At 39.9% G+C, this 21,727-nt stretch carries 19 protein-coding genes; 18 read left to right on the top strand and 1 reads right to left on the bottom strand.

From position 1 onward, the window contains the following. Window position 1 precedes the first annotated feature (1 nt). The 8 genes from BK575_RS09805 to BK575_RS09840 all read left to right on the top strand — a co-directional run bounded on the left by BK575_RS09805 (window position 2) and on the right by BK575_RS09840 (window position 9,325). Window positions 2-595 carry an FHA domain-containing protein gene (locus BK575_RS09805; protein ID WP_235867349.1) on the top strand — a complete coding sequence of 198 codons (594 nt, stop codon included), beginning with the start codon at window positions 2-4 and terminating at the stop codon, window positions 593-595. Between the two features lie 290 nt (window positions 596-885). Beyond that, window positions 886-1,881 carry an L-glyceraldehyde 3-phosphate reductase gene (gene mgrA / locus BK575_RS09810; protein WP_078410207.1) on the top strand — a complete coding sequence of 332 codons (996 nt, stop codon included), beginning with the start codon at window positions 886-888 and terminating at the stop codon, window positions 1,879-1,881. A 330-nt stretch (window positions 1,882-2,211) separates the two neighbouring features. Next, a complete protein-coding gene (locus BK575_RS09815) occupies window positions 2,212-3,246 on the top strand; it encodes a LacI family DNA-binding transcriptional regulator (RefSeq protein WP_078410208.1) in 1,035 nt (344 codons plus the stop codon). A gap of 163 nt (window positions 3,247-3,409) precedes the next feature. Beyond that, entirely contained in the window at window positions 3,410-4,648 is a 1,239-nt protein-coding gene (locus BK575_RS09820) for an ABC transporter substrate-binding protein (protein ID WP_078410209.1), read from the top strand. A 109-nt stretch (window positions 4,649-4,757) separates the two neighbouring features. Next, window positions 4,758-5,651 (top strand): carbohydrate ABC transporter permease, encoded by an 894-nt coding sequence (locus BK575_RS09825; protein ID WP_235867474.1) that lies wholly within the window; start codon window positions 4,758-4,760, stop codon window positions 5,649-5,651. After that, on the top strand, window positions 5,651-6,469 hold the full coding sequence (locus tag BK575_RS09830; RefSeq protein WP_078410211.1) for a carbohydrate ABC transporter permease: 819 nt from the start codon (window positions 5,651-5,653) through the stop codon (window positions 6,467-6,469). Before BK575_RS09825 ends, BK575_RS09830 begins: the two co-directional genes overlap by 1 nt. 35 nt (window positions 6,470-6,504) lie before the next feature. Further along, window positions 6,505-8,703, top strand: coding sequence for an alpha-galactosidase (locus BK575_RS09835; RefSeq protein WP_078410212.1), 2,199 nt, complete (start codon window positions 6,505-6,507; stop codon window positions 8,701-8,703). Window positions 8,704-9,058: 355 nt separating this feature from the next. Then, window positions 9,059-9,325, top strand: a complete 267-nt coding sequence (locus BK575_RS09840; RefSeq protein ID WP_078410213.1) for a phosphocarrier protein HPr — start codon at window positions 9,059-9,061, stop codon at window positions 9,323-9,325. A gap of 131 nt (window positions 9,326-9,456) precedes the next feature. Here BK575_RS09840 and BK575_RS09845 read toward each other — a convergent pair whose 3' ends face one another. Then, a complete protein-coding gene (locus BK575_RS09845; RefSeq protein WP_078410214.1) occupies window positions 9,457-10,491 on the bottom strand; it encodes a LacI family DNA-binding transcriptional regulator in 1,035 nt (344 codons plus the stop codon). 586 nt (window positions 10,492-11,077) lie between these two features. On the opposite strand from BK575_RS09845, the gene BK575_RS09850 reads away from it, so the two are divergent. The 10 genes from BK575_RS09850 (at window position 11,078) to BK575_RS09895 (ending at window position 21,710) form a co-directional block, all read left to right on the top strand. Continuing rightward, window positions 11,078-12,259 (top strand): galactokinase, encoded by a 1,182-nt coding sequence (locus BK575_RS09850; protein WP_078410215.1) that lies wholly within the window; start codon window positions 11,078-11,080, stop codon window positions 12,257-12,259. 20 nt (window positions 12,260-12,279) lie between these two features. Then, a complete protein-coding gene (gene galE / locus BK575_RS09855; protein WP_078410216.1) occupies window positions 12,280-13,269 on the top strand; it encodes a UDP-glucose 4-epimerase GalE in 990 nt (329 codons plus the stop codon). A gap of 82 nt (window positions 13,270-13,351) precedes the next feature. Then, window positions 13,352-14,893, top strand: a complete 1,542-nt coding sequence (gene galT / locus BK575_RS09860) for a UDP-glucose--hexose-1-phosphate uridylyltransferase (RefSeq protein ID WP_078410217.1) — start codon at window positions 13,352-13,354, stop codon at window positions 14,891-14,893. Between the two features lie 272 nt (window positions 14,894-15,165). Beyond that, window positions 15,166-15,390: a hypothetical protein gene (locus BK575_RS09865; protein WP_078410218.1), complete on the top strand. Its 225-nt coding sequence runs from the start codon at window positions 15,166-15,168 to the stop codon at window positions 15,388-15,390. A 383-nt stretch (window positions 15,391-15,773) separates the two neighbouring features. Further along, window positions 15,774-17,363 (top strand): acyl-CoA synthetase MbcS, encoded by a 1,590-nt coding sequence (gene mbcS / locus BK575_RS09870; RefSeq protein WP_078410219.1) that lies wholly within the window; start codon window positions 15,774-15,776, stop codon window positions 17,361-17,363. Window positions 17,364-17,482: 119 nt separating this feature from the next. Further along, a complete protein-coding gene (locus BK575_RS28860) occupies window positions 17,483-17,704 on the top strand; it encodes a hypothetical protein (protein WP_078410220.1) in 222 nt (73 codons plus the stop codon). Between the two features lie 77 nt (window positions 17,705-17,781). Next, complete coding sequence (locus tag BK575_RS09880) at window positions 17,782-18,732, top strand: ABC transporter permease (protein ID WP_078410221.1); 951 nt, start codon at window positions 17,782-17,784, stop codon at window positions 18,730-18,732. Further along, complete coding sequence (locus BK575_RS09885) at window positions 18,725-19,675, top strand: iron chelate uptake ABC transporter family permease subunit (protein WP_078410222.1); 951 nt, start codon at window positions 18,725-18,727, stop codon at window positions 19,673-19,675. The genes BK575_RS09880 and BK575_RS09885 overlap by 8 nt, the downstream gene beginning before the upstream one ends. Next, complete coding sequence (locus BK575_RS09890; protein WP_078410223.1) at window positions 19,669-20,427, top strand: iron ABC transporter ATP-binding protein; 759 nt, start codon at window positions 19,669-19,671, stop codon at window positions 20,425-20,427. The genes BK575_RS09885 and BK575_RS09890 overlap by 7 nt, the downstream gene beginning before the upstream one ends. 458 nt (window positions 20,428-20,885) lie before the next feature. Beyond that, window positions 20,886-21,710: a MerR family transcriptional regulator gene (locus BK575_RS09895; RefSeq protein ID WP_078410224.1), complete on the top strand. Its 825-nt coding sequence runs from the start codon at window positions 20,886-20,888 to the stop codon at window positions 21,708-21,710. The last annotated feature ends 17 nt before the right edge of the window (window positions 21,711-21,727 follow it).

Raw genomic sequence — 21,727 nt, forward strand, 5'->3', positions numbered from 1 at the left:
AGTGAAACGTTGTGAAAAAGGGCATTATTATGATGAGACGAAACATAGTTTATGTCCCCATTGCGGGGTGAATATCGACTTGAATCTCGGTGTGACGATGCCAAAAAGGCCAAACCAAGGGGGAGATATGGAGAAAACCCAAGCAAGGTTTTCGACTGGAAACGACCAACTGGGTGTAACCCAAGCGAAAACACCTTCTGTTCCTCCAAGAAATGATGATGGGAAAACGGTGGCCATCGTCCGCAAGCAAACAGGACTTGACCCGGTCGTTGGCTGGTTAGTTTGTATTGAAGGCCCGGATAGAGGAAGAGATTACCGGATAAGAAGTGAACGGAATTTCATTGGCCGCTCGGAAAAAATGGATATTAACATTTCTGGAGATGAAGCCGTTTCAAGGGAGAACCATGCAATTATAAGCTATAGCCCAAAGAAAAAGCAATTCCGCATTTATCCCGGGGACTCAAGAGGGCTCGTCTACTTAAATGATGATGAAGTGGTCGTATCCGATTTGCTAAAACCGTATGATGTGATTGAATTGGGTCAAACCAAATTAATGTTCATCCCATTTTGCGGAGACCACTTTCAGTGGGCATGAGCATTTAATCGCTGGCATGATGCTCACTTACGAAAAGTTGATAATCATAATGTATGTAAGCAGTCCTTTCGTCATGAGAGGACTGTTTTTTTAGGCATGAAGGGAAGATTTAAAAGGTCTTGAACACAGGCTGCAGGAAAGTATAGCTAAAAAGTAAAATTTACTTATTATTTAAACAAGAGGAAAATTTGATTTTGGTTAAAGTCTATATAATCTGTCATCTTTGTCTAGTAATTTTTTTAGTAAAAATGATAAGATTATTCATAGTAAAATAGGAGAGGATGACAGATATGACTTATAGTTTTAATTCAAACAGGTATAACAATATGATATATCGCCGCTGCGGCAGAAGCGGTGTAAAGTTACCCGCCGTTTCTTTAGGTCTTTGGCACAATTTTGGCGGGATAAATTCCTATGAAAATGCCCGGGCAATGCTGAGGCGCGCATTTGATTTAGGTATCACCCATTTTGATTTAGCTAACAACTATGGACCTCCTCCGGGTTCTGCTGAGGAACAGTTCGGGCGAATACTGAAGGAAAATTTCTCAGCTTATCGCGATGAAATGTTCATTTCAACGAAAGCTGGTTTCTATATGTGGCCGGGTCCATATGGAGAATGGGGATCCCGAAAAAATGTACTGGCAAGCTTGGATCAAAGCTTAAAGAGAATGGGAATCGAATATGTAGATTTATTTTACTCCCACCGGCCGGATCCAGAAACCCCTTTGGAAGAAACAATGGGGGCACTCGATCATGCCGTCCGGCAAGGGAAAGCCTTATACATCGGCTTATCTAACTACAATGTGGAGGAAACGAAGCAGGCCATAGATATTTTAAAACGATTAGGAACCCCTTGTTTGATTCATCAACCATCATATTCTATGTTTGATCGATGGATTGAAGACGGACTTCAAGAGTTGCTGCAAAAAGAGGGAATTGGTTCGATTGCCTACAAGCCTTTATCGGGTGGTTTGTTGACGAACCGGTATTTGAACGGCATTCCTCAAGATTCCCGAGCGGCTGGTGCCAGTGTTTTTCTAAATTCTCAAGATATTACGGAAAATCTTTTGAGAAAGGTAATAAGATTGGATAAGATTGCTGGGGAGCGTGGACAAACTTTGGCTCAAATGGCGCTTGCCTGGACATTAAGGGATGACAAAGTAACTTCGACTTTAATAGGTGCAAGCCGACCGGAACAAATCGACGAGAACGTAGCGGCACTTCAAAATCTTGATTTCTCGCAAGAAGAGAGGGTTGCCATTGACCTTATATTAAAGGATGAATAAAAGAGAACTAATTGAATGAAGAGATAAACAAACAGTCAAGCACTTTTTAGTAGCCTTGGCTGTTTGTCGTTCTTACTAGCATTCAATTAGAATCTCGCTGTTTTCTTTACTGTGAATGTATGGGGGTGAGATGAGTGTCGAAAAAAATTTAGTTAAATTTATGAAGGAAACAGGGAATTTCCCCTGTTTTTTTACTTTAAATATAGATAATTTTCAAAAAAATGTTGTATTTTAATGATTTTATTGATATATTACATCTATAAATTTAGTAAAAATAATAAAATATTTTAGTAAATATAGAAATGTATTTTACTACAGTGTGGTGATGAAATGACAACGATAAAAGACGTTGCTCGCGAAGCGCATGTATCTGTCGCGGCTGTATCGAGGATATTGAATAACGATCAAACACTCTCGGTAGCGGAGGAAACAAGGAAGCGAGTGTGGGAAGCAGCAGGGCAGTTAAACTATAAACCTTCTAGAAGAAGAACTCCAAAGAATTATACGGCTGAACAAAAAACTTCATATAATATCGGTCTTGTTTTAGCCCTTACACAAGAAGATGAAATAAATGACCCGTATTTCTTATCTATCCGTCTCGGAGTCGAGCTTGCCTGTGAACAGCTTTCCCTCAATATTGTAAATGTGATAAGGATCGGCAAAAGTGGTTTGATTATGGGATTGGAGGCTTTAGATGGTCTTATCGTAATCGGAGGAATCGATCCGGATTCAATCAAAAAAGTTTACTATGAAAATAACAATATTGTATTTGTAAATCACTTGTCTCATGAGGGAAGTTACGATGTGGTTGCTTCTGACTTAAAGAAAGCTACCAAAAATGTTTTAAATCATTTATTCAAGCTGAACCATGAAGAAATTGGCTATATGGGCGGCAGGGATAACGTTAAGAGCATTAATGACGGCCAAATTATAGAAGAGCCTGATGATATGCGAAAAGTTGCTTATGAAAAAGTGATGAAAGAAAGAGGGTTATACAACCCTAAAAATGTGCTCATAGGAGAATGGGGGCCAGGCGGCGGGTATCAATTGATGAAACAGGCTATAGAGAAAGGGAATTTGCCGAGTGCCATGGTGGTAGCGAGTGATCCAATGGTCATCGGAGCACTAAGAGCGCTCTATGAAGCTGACATCAAAGTTCCTGAAGACATTTCAATCATCAGTTTTGATGACATTGAGGCAGCGGCATTTTTGAACCCTCCTCTTTCAACAGTAAAGATTCACACACATGAAATGGGGAAAACGGCAGCAAAGCTTTTATGGGATCGATTGAACGGAAGGGGTGTACCGGTGCAAGCTGTTCTTGGAACCGAACTCGTTGTTAGAGAAAGTTGTCAATCGAGATAAAATGAGCATGTGCATAATGTAAAGGGGGTGAGTGGTACATAACAAAGGTGGCCAATTAAACTAGTCTTAATCCAATAGTTTTCAATAAACGAGTGTAAAAAATTTTTATAGACGAAAGAAAGCGTTTACTAAATTTGGGTGAAATGATGAGGGGGATAATGAGATGAACAAAACGATGGCATTATTGATGACGGGTGTATTAGCTGTTTCAACTTTATCAGCCTGTGGCAGTAAGGAAGAGGCGGCAGGTGGATCTGGCGGCAAAGTGAAAATCGAGTTTTTCCAATATAAATCAGAAGCAAAAGGGACATTTGATCAATTAATAGAGAAATTTGAGAAAGAAAATCCGGAAATTGATGTTGTTCAATCCAATCCGCCGGATGCTACGACAGTATTAAAAACACGTGTAGCGAAGCGCGATCTTCCTGATGTAATTGGAATGGGTGGAGATTCAGCGTTTAAAGAAATTGCAAAAGCGGGAGCTTTTAAAGACGTTTCTGAAGATGCCTTGTTAAAGGATATTCAACCGGCCTATACCAAAATGTTAAAAGACGTGTCGCAACAAGAAAAGGTATATGGTATTCCGTATGCAACAAACGCAAATGCTGTCATTTATAATAAAGCGATTTTCAAAGAGTTAGGTATTGAAGTACCGAAAACATGGGATGAGTTCATCGCAGCAGCAGAAAAAGTGAAGGAAGCTGGAAAAATCCCATTCTACTTCACTTTTAAAGATTCATGGACAACATTGCCTTCTTATAACGTACTGGCAGCCAATACACAGGGCGAAGACTTTTTTAAAGAGTTAAACAAAGGAAACACGACATTTGCCGAAGGACATAAAGAAGCGGTGGACAAGTTCTTAACTCTTCTGGAATATGGCCATAAAAATCAATCCGGTAAAGCGTACAATGACGGAAACGCGGCTTTTGCGAAAGGTGAATCCGCCATGTATCTCCAAGGTGTTTGGGCGATTCCAGAGGTTAAAAAAGCTAATTCGGACATCGAGCTTGGTGTATTTCCTTACCCAGTAACAAATACTCCGGGCGAATCAAAGGTAGTATCAGGAGTGGACTTATTGCTTGCCCAATCTGTCACAACAGAGCATGGAAAAGAAGCGAAGAAGTTCATCGAGTTTCTCTTAGCTGACGAAAACGCGAAAGAATACATTGCACAGCAAAACGCATTTTCAGCCAAAAAAGGCATCGTACAAGAAGCCCCTGAAGTGGAAGGTTTAAAGGAAAGTTTTGCAAAAGGTGAGGTAGTTGACTTCCCTGATCATTATGTACCGTCTGCCGTAGGGCTGGATAAACAATTGCAAGTATTGACGGAGAAAAAAGATGCGAAGCAGTATTTGACAACATTGGATAAAGAATGGGGGAAAGTAGCCGACCGTCAATAACGATCAAGGAGAAATTGGGGATCCCCAGTTTCTCCGTTTTCTAAAAAGGGAGTGAAAAGACATGAAAAAAGATAATCTTGTCATAGCCAACTCTAGCAGTATTCTTGCGATGAAAGCGGAAAAAAAGAGAAAAAGGATAAAAGGTAAAAATGTCGCTTTTTATGTAATGACTGTACCTGCTGTTCTCCTTTTTGCTTTTTTTCACACATTACCAGCTTTGCAAGGTGTATATTATTCGTTTACAAACTGGGACGGGTTAAGTTTTACTTACGATTTTGTTGGACTTAAAAATTACTTTAATCTTTTCAAAGATGCAAACATTTTAAACTCTTACTTATTTACCTTTAAATTTGCTGTTCTTGCTACCATTCTCGTAAATATTTTGAGTCTGCTTATTGCTGTGGGCTTAAATGCAAAAATTAAAGGGAAGAACTTTTTTCGCGGAGTGTATTTTCTTCCCAATGTACTTGGTGTGTTAATCGTTGGCTATATCTTCAACTATATTTTTGCGAATGTGATCCCGCAAATGGGAGAAAAATTGCATATCGGCTTCTTGTCCACCAATATTTTAGGAAGTGAAAATTTAGCTTGGATTGGGATTGTAATCGTTGCTGTTTGGCAAGCTTGTGCTTTTAATGTCATTTTATACTTATCAGGCTTACAAACCGTTCCGAGTGAATTATATGAGGCATCGAGCCTTGATGGAGCCAATAAATGGCAGGAATTCTGGAAAATTACGTTCCCAATGATCGCTCCTTTCTTCACGATTAATATGGTGCTTTCAATGAAGAGTTTTTTAATGGTATTTGATCAAGTTATTGCTTTAACAGGAGGCGGACCGGGCCGTGCAACAGAGTCGATTTCGGTCCTTATCTATAAAGGTGGGTTTTCAGGCGGGGAATTTGCCTACCAATCTGCCAACTCGGTTGTGTACTTCATCGTCATTGTCATCATCTCGGTATTTCAAATTAAGGTCCTCCAACGAAGGGAGATGGATATGTAATGAAACAAAAGACAAACTGGCCGGTTACAATTTTAATTGCATTAGGATCCCTGTTTATCTTCCTGCCTTTGTATATTGCCGTATCGATTGCGTTAAAAACACCAGCAGAGCTGGCTGATTCTGTTTTTGCGCTTCCATTGGGATTCCATTTTGAAAACTTTGCAAATGCCATTGAAGCAACAAACTTCTTTGCGGCATTTAAAAACAGTGCAATTATTACGATTGTTACCGTGGTATTTACGATTTTAACGAACTCATTGGTTGCGTATGCGATTGCACGAAACATGCATCGCAAGTTTTTTAAAGGGCTGTATTACTACTTTGTCAGCGCCTTGTTTATTCCGTTTCCTATTATCATGCTTCCGCTTGTAAAACAAACTTCTGCACTGGGGATGGATAATCCGGGCGGGCTGATCTTTTTATACATTGTTTATGGTGCGGCTTTAAACATCTTTATTTATGTCGGCTATATCCGCTCTATACCAATGGAACTCGAGGAAGCAGCAATTGTGGATGGCTGCAGTACATGGGGGGTGTTCTGGAAGGTCATTTTCCCGCTGTTATCACCGATTAATGCAACCGTTGGCATCCTAACTTGTTTGTGGGCATGGAACGACTTTATGCTCCCGCTGATCATTCTGAATGATCCGGCAGATGCCACGCTTCCGTTAGTGCAGTATGTCTTCCAGGGTCAATTCAGTACGGATTTTAACTTAGCTTTTGCCTCTTATTTATTAGCATTGTCACCAATGGTAATTGTCTATATCATGGCACAAAAATGGATCATCGGCGGTGTTGTAAGAGGGGCGATTAAGTAAAGAGAGAAAGAGAAAATAGGAGGTTGCAGTTTATTATGGGCATTATGTTTGATGAACAACAAAAAATATTTCACTTGCAAGCGAAGGACACGAGCTATGTCATGCAAGTTATCCGTGATGGGTATGTATCACACTTGTATTGGGGACGTAAAGTAAAGCGGTATAACCATTCTAATCAGCTGCAGTTTGCCGACCGCGGATTCTCGGGAAATCCGTATCAGCATAAGGAAGACCGTACGTTTTCGCTCGATACTTTGCCGCAGGAATATCCGCAATACGGCAATACAGATTTTAGGAAGCCGGCTTACCAAACTCAGCTGGAAAACGGATCAACAGTGTCTGACTTGAGATATGATTCTCATTCGATTTTTAAAGGAAAGTGTTCTTTGGAAGGTTTGCCCGCGACATATGCAGAGAACGATGAAGAAGCAGAAACGCTTGAGATTATAATGAAGGATGCTGTATCGGGCTTAAAAGTTGCGCTAACGTATACGGTTTTTGAACAGCTGAATGTAATTACCCGTTCAGCCCGCTTTATAAATGAAGGGAAAGAATCGTTAAAACTTTTAAGCGCTTTAAGCATGAGTGTTGATTTCCGTGATGCGGATTTTGACTTTTTGCACCTCCATGGGGGGCATGTAAAGGAAAGATATATTGAAAGACAGCCGCTCCGTCATGGAGTCCAGTCGATTGAAAGCACGAGAGGGGCAAGCTCCCACCAGCATAATCCGTTCATGGCCCTTTTGAGAAAAGGAACGAATGAAGAGGCGGGAGAAGTCTATGCGTTTAACTTTGTTTACAGCGGGAACTTTCTTGCTCAAGCGGAAGTCGATCAATTTAGGAATACCCGCGTCACCATTGGGATTAATCCGTTTGATTTCAACTGGAAGCTGGAACCGGGAGAAGCGTTTCAAACACCGGAAGCAGTACTGGTCTATTCATCAAATGGATTAGGAGAGATGTCCAGAACGTTTCATGAGCTTTACCAAACCCGTCTTGTGAGGGGGGCATACAGGGATAGGGAACGTCCGATTTTAGTGAATAATTGGGAAGCGACTTATTTCGATTTTAATGCTGAGAAGATTTTAGAGATCGCCAGTGTCGGACGTGAATTAGGAATTGAGTTGTTTGTCCTTGATGATGGCTGGTTCGGTAAACGGGACGATGACACGACATCTCTGGGGGACTGGTTTGTCGATCAAGCAAAGCTTCCAAATGGTCTGGATGATTTAGCAAACAAGGTTCGGAATATGGATATGCAGTTTGGACTTTGGTTCGAGCCTGAGATGATTTCGGTTGACAGTGATCTGTATCGTCAGCATCCAGATTGGTGCTTGCATGTGCCGAACCATACCCGGTCAGAAAGCCGAAACCAACTGATCCTTGATTTTTCAAGAGAAGATGTATGTGAAGCCATTATTAAAATGGTATCTAATATTTTAGCAAGCGCACCGATTACGTATGTGAAATGGGATATGAACCGCCATATGACCGAAATCGGATCGGCAATACTTCCGCCGGATAGGCAAAGAGAGACGGCACACCGCTATATGCTTGGCTTATACAAGGTGATGGAGCAAATCACGTCTTCGTTCCCGAATGTTCTGTTTGAAAGCTGTTCAGGCGGAGGTGGACGATTTGATCCGGGAATGCTCTATTATATGCCGCAAACATGGACAAGCGACAATACAGATGCCGTTTCGCGCTTGAAGATTCAATACGGGACAAGCCTTGTATACCCAATCGTTTCGATGGGTTCACACGTATCGGCTGTTCCGAATCATCAAGTGAACCGCATCACTTCGCTGGACATGCGCGGAGATGTGGCGATGTCAGGAAATTTAGGATACGAACTAGATTTAACGAAGTTGACGGATGAGGAGAAAGAAACCGTGAAGCAGCAGGTGGCCAAATATAAAGAAATGAGGCAGCTTATCCAGTTCGGCGATTTCTATCGTTTGCTTAGTCCGTTTGAAGGGAATGAAACAGCCTGGTTATTTGTCAATAAAGAAAAAACAGAAGCCATTGTCTTTTATTTCCGTGTGTTGGCAGAAGCGAACGCTCCATTTAACAGCTTTAAAGTAAAAGGGCTTGATCCTGACAAAACATACAAAGTGGAGGAAACGAATAAAGTATTTGGCGGTGATGAGCTTGAATATGTGGGCTTAAGTGTTCCGGCAGAATTGAAAGGGGATTTCCAAAGCTGTGTATGGCGGCTGACAGCCTCTAAATAGACGGAAATCGGCGGCAACACAATTAGTTATATGTGGGCCGCTTTCTTTTTTATAAGTAACGTAAAGAAAAAGTAAGAAACGGAGGAAAGGGTGAAGTCTATCCTGAAAGGAATGGTGAGTGCCGCCGTGGCGCAGAATCCTTATGATGTTCGGATATATGAGCGTGGAACAAGCGCTAAAGGCGATTAAGGGGAAAAAGGATCGCGAAAGCAACTTGATAGTGGTATTGATATTATAACGAAGGATCATGCTAAAGATAAATTGAGATTTCAGGGGAAAGTATTATATTAATATATAGGGGATTTTTTTAGAAAACATTATAGAAATTAACAGTAAATAAAGGAGATTGATAAACATGGCAGAAAAACAATTTACAGTAACAGCAGATTCCGGAGTTCACGCTCGCCCGGCCACAACATTAGTACAAGCGGCAAGCAAGTTCAATGCGGATGTGAACTTAGAGTATAATGGTAGAACCGTTAATTTAAAATCTATCATGGGCGTTATGTCTTTAGGTATACCAAAAGGTGCTATGATCAAAATTATTGCTGAAGGCTCTGATGCGGCAAATGCCATCACTGCTTTAGGAGACACGATGAAAAAAGAAGGCTTAGCGGAATAACTCAACATTTCTCTATTCGATTGGACATAGTTTACAAATAGTTATCTAGACATCTTGAGTCTGCCTTCAAAGGTCTAGAAAATGGGACATGGTCGCTTTAACCATGTCCCATTTTCTAGATGGATATATAATTATGATTTAGGCTGGCAGCTCTCTCTTAAAATGAGATCAGTCGCCAGTACGGCTTTTACCGGTATACTTCTCCCGTTCAATCGATCATATAAAAGTTTTGCTGCTGTTTTTCCCATTTCGTCTGTATGGACTTTCACTGTCGAGAGTGGAGGGTTGAGAAATGGAGCTGCTTCAATATCATCAAAGCTGACAATTGAAATATCCTCAGGGACTTTTATGTTTGCTTCATGTAATGCGCGTAACGCCCCTATAGCCATCGGATCGCTTGCGATTACCATTGCAGTTGGCAAACAGTCTTTCTCGATGGCTTCTTTCATCAACTGATATCCGCCATTTGGTCCCCATTCGCCTATTAATACATTTTCCGGTTGATACAGACCTTTTTCCTGCATCACTTTCTGATACGCACTTTTTCGGACGTCATCCATTTCTGCGCACTCTTTTCCATTCAATCCTTTAATCCCTGTTTTGCCGCCCATATAACCGATGTTTGCATGGCCGAGTTCAAATAAATAATTCATCACCTTATAGGTCGCTTTTTCTAAATCTGATATCACCGCGTCATAAACGTCCTCTTCAGGCAAATAGTCAACGAATACAATATTTTGGTGTTGATAATAAACTTCTTTTAGTTCTTGAGGGTCTATTGCACCGATTGCGATAATACCATCTAAATCGTTTAATCCTGTTACAGAACCTTTCTTGTTTACTCTAACGACTGCACCGATATTTAATGAAAGCTGTTCGCAACCCATCTCTACTCCCAGACGCAGAGACAAGAAATAAGGATCATGTATTTCATCTTCTTGGGAAGAACTTAAGATTAGACCGATCGTGTATCTATCATTTTGTTCAACTTTTCTATTCTTGGGATTCCTTCTTCTAGAAGGCTTATAATTTAATAAATCTGCTGCTTCCAATACTCGTTTTCTCGTGTCCTCAGCTACTGATAACGTTTGATCGTCGTTTAATATTCTCGATACAGTAGCGGTCGATACATTCGCTTCACGCGCAATATCTTTTATTGTCGTCATTTCATCACCAAACCATAGGAAATTTAATTTTAACTTTATGTTAATTCCTATATGTAATATAGCAAAAAAACGCTTACTTTTCATATTAATTTTAAAATCCGCTTTTCTTTATTTTATTCTCGCCATTTTTAGCGTATACGAAACATCTATTAACGTTCGTTTGGACAAAATAGGTTTGCTTTTCTCTTGGCATCGTCACTCCTCGTGCATGTTTCCTCTTATTATGGTTGAGGTTGTTTTTGAATACTAATAGAAGACCGCCATTTTTTTGGGGGATTTATTATGTGGCTTTTTATATTTAGTTAAAATTACTAAAATAAATTAAGTTTTTACTGGATTTATGAGCTTTTATACATATAAATTCAAAAATAACATTGAATGAAAGCGGTTTTTTTGTTATATTACATATATAATTTTAGTAAAAATATCGAAAAATATTAGTTATTTTACTTCGTTTTTTAATAAAATTAAGCTGATAAAAGATCATAATGATTGGATTCGGATCTAAGGAGGTAGAAGCAGCAATCTTATATCGTTGCTTCAAACGATAGCCTAATAGATAGCAAGAAAGGGATGGAGGATAACCATGATTGAAAATTTAATCAAACAATTTATAAAAACATTTCATGTATCAGATGAACGAACCCGAGTGTTTTTCGCGCCGGGACGCGTCAATTTAATTGGTGAACATACGGATTACAATGGTGGACATGTCTTTCCATGTGCCTTAAACATTGGTACCTATGCCGTTGTGCAAAAGCGGATTGACAAGATGGTCAGAATGTATTCTGTAAATTTTGAAAATATAGACATTGTCGAATGCTCATTAGATAATCTTCGATATGAAGCAGCTCATGATTGGGCGAACTATCCGAAAGGTGTTATCGATACATTTAAAAAACATGGTTATGTCATCGATCAAGGATTTGATGTACTGTTTTACGGAAATATTCCAAACGGAGCGGGGTTATCTTCTTCGGCCTCCATTGAATTGGCAACATCAGTACTATTAAAAGGACTATTCGGTCTAAAAGCAGATATGATGAGCATGGTGAAAATGAGCCAACGAGCAGAAAATGAGTTTATCGGTGTTAACTGCGGCATAATGGACCAGTTTGCGATTGGGATGGGAAAAGAACATCACGCTGTTCTCTTAAACTGCCAGACATTAGATTATACATACAGTCCGCTCAAGCTTCAGGATGCTTCATTAGTCATTGCGAATACAAATAAACGAAGAGGGCTGGCAGATTCCAAATATAATGAACGACGCGGGGAATGTGAAAGGGCGTTAAAACAATTGCAAACAGAACTTCACATTAAATCGTTAGGGGATATAACCCCGGAGCAGTTTGAACAGCATAAATATTTAGTTCAAGATGAAACTGACCGCAAGCGCGCGAAACATGCCGTTTATGAAAATGCAAGGACAAAAGAAGCAGTCATAAAGCTTCGAGCGGGAGATGTTGCCGGATTTGGTGAATTGATGAAGCAGTCTCACAAGTCGCTGCGAGATGACTATGAAGTGACAGGAGAAGAATTGGATGCATTAGTGGAAGCAGCCTGGATGGAAGAAGGGGTTTTTGGTTCACGCATGACGGGTGCCGGCTTTGGAGGATGCACCATTAGCATTGTGAAAAATAGTGAAATCGATTCGTTCATTGAACATGCAGGTCGGAGATATACAGAAAAAACAGGCTTAACAGCCGATTTCTACGTCGTACAAGTAGGCGATGGTGCAAAAGAGTTAGTTCGTGAAATCGTTTAAGGAAAAAGGAGGAGCATCAAATGGCTATTTTAGTTTGCGGGGGCGCTGGGTATATTGGCAGTCATACCGTTTCCGAGTTGTTCGATAAAGGGGAAGAAGTGATTGTAGTCGATAATTTGCAGAAAGGGCATGAACAAGCCGTATTAGAAGGCGTGACGCTCTATGTCGGTGATTTGCGAGACGAATTATTTTTAAGTGATGTGTTTACAAAACACGATATCGAAGCGGTTATTCATTTTGCGGCAGATTCACTTGTCGGCGAAAGTGTAGACGATCCGTTAACGTATTATGACAATAATGTATACGGAACCCTTTGCTTGCTGCGTACAATGGTGAAGCATGATGTGAAGAAAATCGTGTTTTCCTCGACTGCTGCGGCATACGGGGAAGCAAAAAACTTTCCAATCTTGGAAGATGACCCGACAGAACCGACAAACCCGTATGGAGAAACTAAATTGACGATTGAAAAGATGTTGAAATGGTCGGAGCAAGCTTATGGCATAAAATACGTAGTGCTGCGTTATTTTAACGTGGCAGGTGCCCATATTGACGGAAAGCTGGGGGAGGATCATACTCCTGAAACACATTTAATACCGATTATTTTGCAAGTGGCGTTAGGCAAGCGCGAGAAAATAAACATCTTCGGAGATGACTATGATACACATGACGGCACCTGTATCCGTGACTATATTCATGTAACTGATTTGGCGGATGCTCATATTTTAGCGGTTGATAAATTACGCCGTGACAACATGAGCGGCACATATAACTTAGGAAATGGACATGGATTTACCGTAAAAGAAGTGATTGATGCAGCACGTAATGTAACAGGACACCCCATTCCGGCAGAAGTGGCGCCAAGACGTGCGGGCGACCCTGCCAAACTTGTTGCTTCCTCTGAAAAAGCAATGAAAGAATTGGACTGGCAGCCGCGCTATACTTCGCTTGAAAAGATGATTGAAAGCGCATGGAACTGGTTCCGGGTACATCCGAACGGCTACGATAAATAAAAAAATGCAGCATGGTGACCGACAGGGAGGAAAATCGTGTCATCATGTTGCTTCTATTCTCTACTAAAGGAGAGGGGCAATCATGGCAATCAATATTTATAAACAAATTGAACGGTTACTTCAGTATGGTTTAAATAAAGAATTAATTACAAAATGGGATATAGAAGTTGTTCGAAATAAGCTGTTGGAAGTACTGGAACTCGATGAATTTGAAACAGTAGAAACAGTTAAGGAACAGGCTCATACTCCTGTAGAAATAGTAGAAAAAATAGTAGATTGGGCAGCCGAGAACGGACGTCTGAAGGAAAATACCGTCACGTATCGTGATTTGTTGGATACGAAGATCATGGCATGCTTTGTGCCGCTTCCTTCTGAAATAAATCGCCGATTTTTTGAATGTTATGAAAAAGAAGGAGCAGAAGCGTCGACAAAAGCGTTCTATCAGTTTTCGAAAGATGTTCATTATATCCGGACAGACCGTATTGGGAAAAACGAACAATGGCTGGCACGGACCGAGTACGGTGATTTAGAGATTACGATTAACTTATCAAAACCGGAAAAAGATCCAAAAGCGATTGCGGCGGCAAAGAATATGAAGCAAAGCTCTTACCCGAAGTGCTTGTTGTGTAAGGAAAATGCCGGCTATGCGGGCCGCGTGAATCATCCGGCAAGACAAAACCATCGTATCATTTCTGTTCAGCTCAATGATGAACAATGGTTTTTGCAGTTCTCGCCATATGTTTACTATAACGAGCATGCGATCGTTTTCTCAGCGGAGCATACACCGATGAAGATATCAAAAGAGACGTTTGCGCGCCTTCTGCAATTTGTGGACCAATTTTCACATTATTTCCTTGGTTCCAATGCGGACTTGCCAATTGTGGGAGGTTCTATTTTAACGCACGATCATTTTCAGGGCGGTCATCACCAGTTTCCGATGGCAAAGGCGGAAATCGAAAAAGAATTTACGTTTAAACATTATCCGAATGTACGGGGAGGTATCGTGGAATGGCCGATGTCTGTTATCCGCCTTCAAAGCAGCGAGCGCGATGGACTTGTGAAGCTATCGGATTATATTTTACAAGAGTGGAAGACATATAGCGATGCAGATGTGGAGATTTTGGCCTTTACGGATGAGACGCCGCATAATACGATAACACCGATTGCCAGAAGAAGGGGCGAACTTTTCGAACTGGATTTGGTTCTTCGCAACAATCGAACAAACGATGACCATCCGATGGGAATTTTTCACCCGCATGAAGAAGTGCATCATATTAAAAAAGAAAATATTGGGTTAATTGAAGTGATGGGGCTTGCGGTGTTGCCAGGGCGGTTAAAAGAGGAAATGAACTTGCTGGCACACTGTCTCGTTTCTGATGAATTTGAAACAGAAATAGAAAAGCACGAAGACATCATCAAACATTTAGAATGGGCGAGAAAGGTCAAAGCAAAGCATACAGAACTTTCGGACGAAAATGTGCATGAAATCTTAAAAGAAGAAATCGGAATGGTATTCGCCGCGATCTTGGAGCATGCTGGTGTATTTAAACGGGATGATCGAGGGCAACAAGCTTTTGAGCGGTTTATGAATTCGATTGTAAACAACTATGTGGAATGTATATAGTATATAAGAAAAACTTTGTAAGTTTATTCTGAGTGGAAGAGAAGGAAACACACAAATATGCTAAGAATCCATAGTGTATGTTAAAAAAATAAGTTAGACTCCCTTATATAGTAAAAGATATAACAACATGTGCATGAATGAGCTGTCTCTAACTCTAAAAGTGAGACGGCTTTTTCGGCGGTCAGGTTTATTTACATAAGTCTAGTATTTATGCTGCCTGGGGAATTTACATTTACCGTACGATCAATACATAAAAATCAGGAGGAGGCTTTATGAGCAAAGCGTATGATTCAAAAGATATTATGAAGTATTTCTCAGTGACGGAGCATGAGTTAGAACAATGGATTAAACGCGGGAGATTTATTATTTATGAAGGATGGAATTTAGAAAACTTCAAAATATATGACCACTCTCTTTACATTACGGAAGGCAAAAGAGTATTGGCTGTCAGTGAAGTTGTGGAGGCTTGGGATAAAGAGCGTGAGAACTGCGATTAGATATGAATCCTATAGGCCAATTTAAAAAAAGGCAATTTTTCACTTTTTATTAAAAAGCGGAAAATTGCCTTTTTGTGATATAAATTGATTTCATCTATATAAAATGGAAGCATGATTTTGCGCTGTGATGCACGCCACAATTTTGTCATTCATTGTTCTTTCCTTTTAGTCGAAATGTAAATGTTCAAAAATAGTAATACATATTAGTAGCTGATGCTAATTGTTAGGTATATAATAAATGAATACAAGGGGATTTCTTAAAAGATGATTTACATACTGTTTTATTTTCTAATTTTTCTGAAATATAACTCATTGAAGAGGGGATGGGTGCCTGCATCAAGAAATATTATAATGATGCTAAAAGAAAAGAGAGGAGAATAATTATGGACGTAAAAGAATTGCTTGCACCTGAACAGTACAATTTAACAGAAGAAATTGAAAAGCACGCTTCACCAAAAATGGCATTGAAATGGGAAAATGAACAAGGAGATAAAAAGAGCATTTCATATGATCAACTTATAAGACAAGGTAATCAATTAGCAAACGGATTGATGAAAAAGGGACTGACAAAAGGAGACCGGGTGCTGGTCACCGTGCCGCGTCTAATTGAATCTTATATTATCTATTTTGCTTGCTTGAAAGCGGGACTTGTCATTGTTCCGTCATCAGAAATGCTGCGGGCAAAAGATATTAGTTATCGGATTAATCATGCGGAAGCGAAAGCTGTTATTTCGTTTGCTCCTTTTTGTAAGGAAATAGACAACATCGAAGACGAAACGCCTTCCTTGATGTTTAAGATTGCATTTGGAAACAAAACGGACGGCTGGATATCAATGGAAGAAATGATAAATGGTGAATCTGATGAATTTGCCGCAGCAGATACGACGAAAGATGATATAGCGTTTTTGCCGTATACATCCGGTACGACAGGTCAGCCGAAAGGGGTTATTCATAGTCACGGCTGGGCATATGCCCACTTGCGTATCGCTGCGGACCGATGGCTGAATATTAGTGAAGGGGATACCGTGTGGGCGACGGCGGGTCCAGGGTGGCAAAAATGGGTATGGAGCCCGTTTCTTTCCGTGCTTGGAAAAGGGGCAACAGGATTTGTTTATCATGGTCGATTCGAGCCTCGTAAATATTTGCAGCTTCTTCAGGATGAAAAAATCAATGTGCTATGCTGCACACCGACCGAATACCGGTTGATGGCGAAGATTAATAACTTGCAAGAATTTGATTTAACAAGCCTTCATAGTGCCGTTTCCGCCGGTGAAGCCCTTAATCAGGAAGTAGTAGATATATTTAAGCGCCATTTCGGTGTTCACGTAAGGGACGGCTACGGGCAAACAGAAAGTACATTATTGATTGGGACATTAAAGGGAGCGGAATTCAGAGAAGGGTCGATGGGGAAACCGATTTTAGAAGAGTTCATCGACATTATTGATGAAAACGGTGAACCAGTTCCAGCTGGAGAAGTGGGGGATATTGCCGTTCGAAAAGACTTTGGGGCATTGTTTAAAGGTTATTACAAAGAGCCTGAACGAACAGCAGCCGCTTTTAGAGGAAATTATTACGTAACGGGAGACCGTGCGCGTAAGGATGAAGATCATTATTTTTGGTTTGAAGGGCGAGCGGACGATATCATCATCAGTTCGGGATATACGATTGGCCCTTTTGAAGTGGAGGATGCACTCATGAAACATGAGGGTGTGAAAGAGTGCGCCGTTGTTGCAAGTCCAGACCCGATCAGAGGAAATGTAGTGAAGGCATTTGTCATTTTAAAAGAGGGTTACACAGCTGGGGAAGCCCTATCAAAAGAATTGCAGAATCATGTTAAAAACATGACGGCTCCTTACAAGTATCCGAGATTGATTGAATTTGTGGATGAATTGCCAAAAACGGATTCCGGGAAAATCCGCCGTGTGGAACTGAGAAACCGAGAGCTTCAAACAGCAGACAAGATGAACGTATAAAGGACGGGACATACGAATTTACGTATAAGATTGGACATGGGTTGTTTTGCCCATGTCCAATCGTTTTTAAGGGAACCGTTACCGGCTTATTTGTGAAGTCTAAAGTGAGATTTAGACATTTGAAAAGAGTGGTCTTTAACAAGGCTGCTTTTGAATATAAATTAATTTTTTATAAAAAGGTTGACTCTCCAGTAACTGGAGGGTTTAATTTATTGATAGTAATGATAATCAATATCACTCCGTATATTGATTATCCATTAATGTTGTTAGATAAGGGAGGATCAGGGGGAGTAGGCGAATTATATAAAGAAATCGTTCTTTTATTTTTTATTAAATATTGATAATAATTATCGTTTTCATTGAAAGTCCATACATAGTATAAACTAATTCTCGGGATGTGAAAGAGTAAGGAAGAATTATGAAAAAAAGATATTTATTCATTGCACTGATTATTTTATCCATTTGTTCAATCTTTATCGGGGTAAAGGATTTAACGCCTTTGGACCTGTTTCATTTAAGCAGCGAACAGGCTCAGATTTTAGCAGTCAGCAGGTTCCCCCGATTAATAAGCATCATCATTGCCGGAATGAGCATGAGCATATGCGGTTTAATTATGCAGCAGCTAAGCAAAAATAAATTTGTTTCACCGACCACTGCCGGTACGTTGGATTCTGCGAGATTAGGAATTTTAGTTTCGCTGATGCTATTCACTTCGGCCAGTCCATTGGTAAAGATGCTTGTGGCATTTGCGTTTGCCTTGCTCGGAACGTTTATCTTCATGAAGATCTTAGAAAAAGTGAAATATAAAGATGCGATTTTCATCCCGCTTGTCGGGTTGATGTTTGGGAATATTATCAGTTCCATCACCACATTTTTTGCCTATAAACATGATCTCATTCAAAATATGTCTTCCTGGCTGCAAGGGAATTTTTCAATGATCATTCAAGGCCGATACGAACTTTTATATATTAGCATTCCTGTTGTCATCATCGCGTACTTGTTTGCGAATAAGTTTACTATTGCAGGAATGGGCGAAGAGTTTTCCATCAATCTGGGACTCAATCATAAGCAAATCGTTAATATAGGACTGATCATCGTTGCTCTCGTCACCTCCATAGTCGTACTTACGGTAGGGGTCATCCCTTTCTTAGGTCTGATTATCCCAAATATTGTGACGATGTATCAGGGGGATCATTTGAAGAAAAGCCTTCCTCATACAGCTTTGCTCGGAGCCGTATTTGTATTGGCTTGTGACATACTCGGACGTCTTATTATTTATCCATATGAAATTGCGATAGGTGTGACAGTCGGAGTCATCGGAAGTGGAATTTTCCTTTATTTAATTATGAGGAGAAAGGCATATGAGTAATAATGTTAAGTTAAGTGTTCTAGCTATTGTATCTGTAATCTTAGTTCTTCTGTTTTTATTCCTTGATCTCGGCAGTAATTGGGGGTACGCCCTTCCTAGACGGGGAAAAAAAATATTGGCCATTGTCGTAACAGGCGGAGTGATCGCTTTTTCAACGATGATATTTCAAACAATCACAAATAATCGAATATTGACACCGAGTATACTAGGACTCGACTCTCTTTATCTATTAGTTCAAACGTTTGTTATTTTCGTATTCGGATCTGCAAGCCTGACAGCTTCCGATAAAAACATTAACTTTATCATATCGGTAGGGATGATGGTCGTGTTTGCAGGATTGCTGTATAAAATTCTTTTTAAAAGAGAAGAGCAAAACATTTATTTTCTACTGTTAATCGGGTTAATATTTGGAACGTTCTTTGGAAGTCTATCATCGTTTATGCAAGTCCTCATCGACCCGAATGAATTTTTGCTTGTCCAAGATAAGATGTTTGCCAGCTTCAATAATGTGAATACAGATTTGTTGATCATAGCGATTGTCCTCGTGCTCTTAACCATCGGTTATGTTAGGAGATTCACAAAATATTTGGATGTGCTTTCCCTTGGAAAAGAGCAAGCGATCAATTTAGGGATTGATTATGATTATGTCGTTAAAAGGTTGTTAATCGTTATCGCCATCCTTGTTTCAGTCTCGACCGCTTTAGTAGGTCCCATAACGTTTTTAGGATTACTTGTGGCAAATGTGACCCATGAGTTCTTGAAAACGTATCAGCATAAACAACTCATTTTAGGGGCGGTTCTGATCAGTATCATTGCCCTGGTCGGAGGGCAGTTAATCGTTGAACGTGTATTCACCTTCTCCACGACATTAAGTGTCATCATCAATTTTGTGGGTGGAGTGTATTTCATCTATCTTCTATTAAAGGAGAATAAGTCATGGTAGAAGTTATCGGGGTTTCAAAACAATATGGAAACAAAAAAGTAATAGACAATGTATCGGTTAACATAGTAAAAGGGAAAATTACCTCTTTTATTGGTCCAAATGGAGCGGGTAAAAGTACCTTGCTGTCGATGATCAGCCGTTTGCTCGCAAAGGATGATGGCAATATTTTCATAGACGGCAAGGAAATCGGCCAATGTAAAAGCAATGATTTGGCCAAAAAGATTGCAATATTAAAGCAATCGAATCATATCAATATCCGGCTAACAATCCGGGAGTTAGTTTCATTCGGTAGATTTCCATACTCGCAAGGAAATTTGACAAAAGAAGACTGGAAATACATCGATGAGGCCATTGCTTATATGGAATTGCAGGATATTCAGCATAAATATTTGGATCAATTAAGCGGAGGTCAAAAGCAACGGGCTTACATCGCGATGGTCATTGCCCAAAATACGGAGTATGTGCTTTTGGATGAACCATTGAACAATTTGGACATGAAACACTCGGTTCAAATTATGAAAGTATTGAGAAGGCTTGTGGATGAACTTGGAAAAACGGTCATTATCGTCATTCATGACATTAACTTCGCTTCCTGTTATTCGGATTATATCGTTGCATTGAAAGACGGGAGAATCGTAAAGGAAGGTCTTGCTGATCACATCATCGATTCATCGATCCTAAAAGAAATTTATGATATGGACATTGAAATCGAGAATATCAACGAAAACAAAATTTGTGTTTATTTTGCTTGATTTCCTCAAGCATCCAATCAGGTTTAGCTTGCTGGTGCTGCAAAATAGACGAACGGTGTATGATCAGGTGATTTTCCATTCTTATATGGAGCGTCTCCCCATAATGATTGTCATTCACACTGCGATTCATTACGTACTAAAGATTATACACTGAACTTTATGGAGTTTCTTTTCCAGTTTTGCAGCACCATCAATTTAAATGAACAATCCTTTCAAAATATGAAGATTCAACGTATGAAAATGCCGGCGGTCTAGTTTCCGTGGCAGAGATGGTGAAGGAAGTAGGAAGAAGGTATAAAAAATGATGGAACATGGGCAAAGAGAGCCCTTGTTCCATCATTTATGTATAAGCGGTCAGGAAAACCATAAGGAAGTCTATTCAATGAAAGAACAGAAAGGCAAAAGTAGGGTGAAAATCAGCAGGAGTAGAAAGTAACAGATAAGGCAAGGTGAGCAAAATGAAAAATCAATTTTCCATCGGGGAGATTTCAAAGCTTCATAATATACCAGTTAAAACTCTTCGTTATTACGATGAAATTGGTTTATTCAAGCCGATGAAGGTAGATGAAAAGAGTAGATATCGGTACTACTCGACGGAGCAGTTTGAACATTTAAATACGATCAATTATTTAAAAGAGTTAGGTATCCCGTTGAAAGAAATCAAAGCGCAATTCGAACAAAGGGATATTAATTATTTCTTAACCATTCTAAAAAAGCAGCAAGAAAATACGCTTCAAAAAATAAAAGAGCTTCAGCAAATCAATCATCGTTTTGAAAATCGGATTAAAGAGCTGGAACAGTCCAGAAACTTGGATAAGATAGGGGTGCCGTTTTTTAAACAGCTTGAGGAGAGGCGTGTATTACGCTTAAAAGAACCCATTCGTTCGACCCCGGAGCTGGAGCTGTCCTTAAGGAAACTGGAAAACATTTCGAAACGAACAGCTTCTATTTTTATAGGCGGCGTCGGTGTCACCATTTCGATACAAAACATTAAAAAGAGGGAGTTCTCCGAATACAATTCCATTTTTTTAATAGTGGAAGACGAAGAAGTATCAAATGATTTAGTCGCCGTATTGGCGAAAGGGACGTATGTTTGCATGTATTGCAACGAAAGACGCATTGAAGCATCCGCTTACTATGACCGGCTGTTCGATTTTATACAAAAAAATGGTTATACCATCATTGGGGATGCGATTGAAAGGACGATTATTGATGATTACATTTCCAAAAATAAAGAAGAGTTTTTAACAGAGATTCAAATACCGGTTAAGCCTATAGAATGAAGGTACGCTGAGCAACG

The organism is Priestia abyssalis (assembly GCF_002019595.1).
In the GTDB taxonomy this organism is placed as follows: domain Bacteria; phylum Bacillota; class Bacilli; order Bacillales; family Bacillaceae_H; genus Bacillus_BA; species Bacillus_BA abyssalis.

Bases quoted from the DNA above. Each gene is read 5' to 3' on its own strand.
- mgrA (WP_078410207.1), top strand. From the start codon at position 886: ATGACTTATAGTTTTAATTCAAACAGGTATAACAATATGATATATCGC.
- BK575_RS09815 (WP_078410208.1), top strand. From the start codon at position 2,212: ATGACAACGATAAAAGACGTTGCTCGCGAAGCGCATGTATCTGTCGCG.
- BK575_RS09820 (WP_078410209.1), top strand. From the start codon at position 3,410: ATGAACAAAACGATGGCATTATTGATGACGGGTGTATTAGCTGTTTCA.
- BK575_RS09825 (WP_235867474.1), top strand. From the start codon at position 4,758: ATGAAAGCGGAAAAAAAGAGAAAAAGGATAAAAGGTAAAAATGTCGCT.
- BK575_RS09830 (WP_078410211.1), top strand. From the start codon at position 5,651: ATGAAACAAAAGACAAACTGGCCGGTTACAATTTTAATTGCATTAGGA.
- BK575_RS09835 (WP_078410212.1), top strand. From the start codon at position 6,505: ATGGGCATTATGTTTGATGAACAACAAAAAATATTTCACTTGCAAGCG.
- BK575_RS09840 (WP_078410213.1), top strand. From the start codon at position 9,059: ATGGCAGAAAAACAATTTACAGTAACAGCAGATTCCGGAGTTCACGCT.
- BK575_RS09845 (WP_078410214.1), bottom strand. From the start codon at position 10,491: ATGACGACAATAAAAGATATTGCGCGTGAAGCGAATGTATCGACCGCT.
- BK575_RS09850 (WP_078410215.1), top strand. From the start codon at position 11,078: ATGATTGAAAATTTAATCAAACAATTTATAAAAACATTTCATGTATCA.
- galE (WP_078410216.1), top strand. From the start codon at position 12,280: ATGGCTATTTTAGTTTGCGGGGGCGCTGGGTATATTGGCAGTCATACC.
- galT (WP_078410217.1), top strand. From the start codon at position 13,352: ATGGCAATCAATATTTATAAACAAATTGAACGGTTACTTCAGTATGGT.
- BK575_RS09865 (WP_078410218.1), top strand. From the start codon at position 15,166: ATGAGCAAAGCGTATGATTCAAAAGATATTATGAAGTATTTCTCAGTG.
- mbcS (WP_078410219.1), top strand. From the start codon at position 15,774: ATGGACGTAAAAGAATTGCTTGCACCTGAACAGTACAATTTAACAGAA.
- BK575_RS09880 (WP_078410221.1), top strand. From the start codon at position 17,782: ATGAAAAAAAGATATTTATTCATTGCACTGATTATTTTATCCATTTGT.
- BK575_RS09885 (WP_078410222.1), top strand. From the start codon at position 18,725: ATGAGTAATAATGTTAAGTTAAGTGTTCTAGCTATTGTATCTGTAATC.
- BK575_RS09890 (WP_078410223.1), top strand. From the start codon at position 19,669: ATGGTAGAAGTTATCGGGGTTTCAAAACAATATGGAAACAAAAAAGTA.
- BK575_RS09895 (WP_078410224.1), top strand. From the start codon at position 20,886: ATGAAAAATCAATTTTCCATCGGGGAGATTTCAAAGCTTCATAATATA.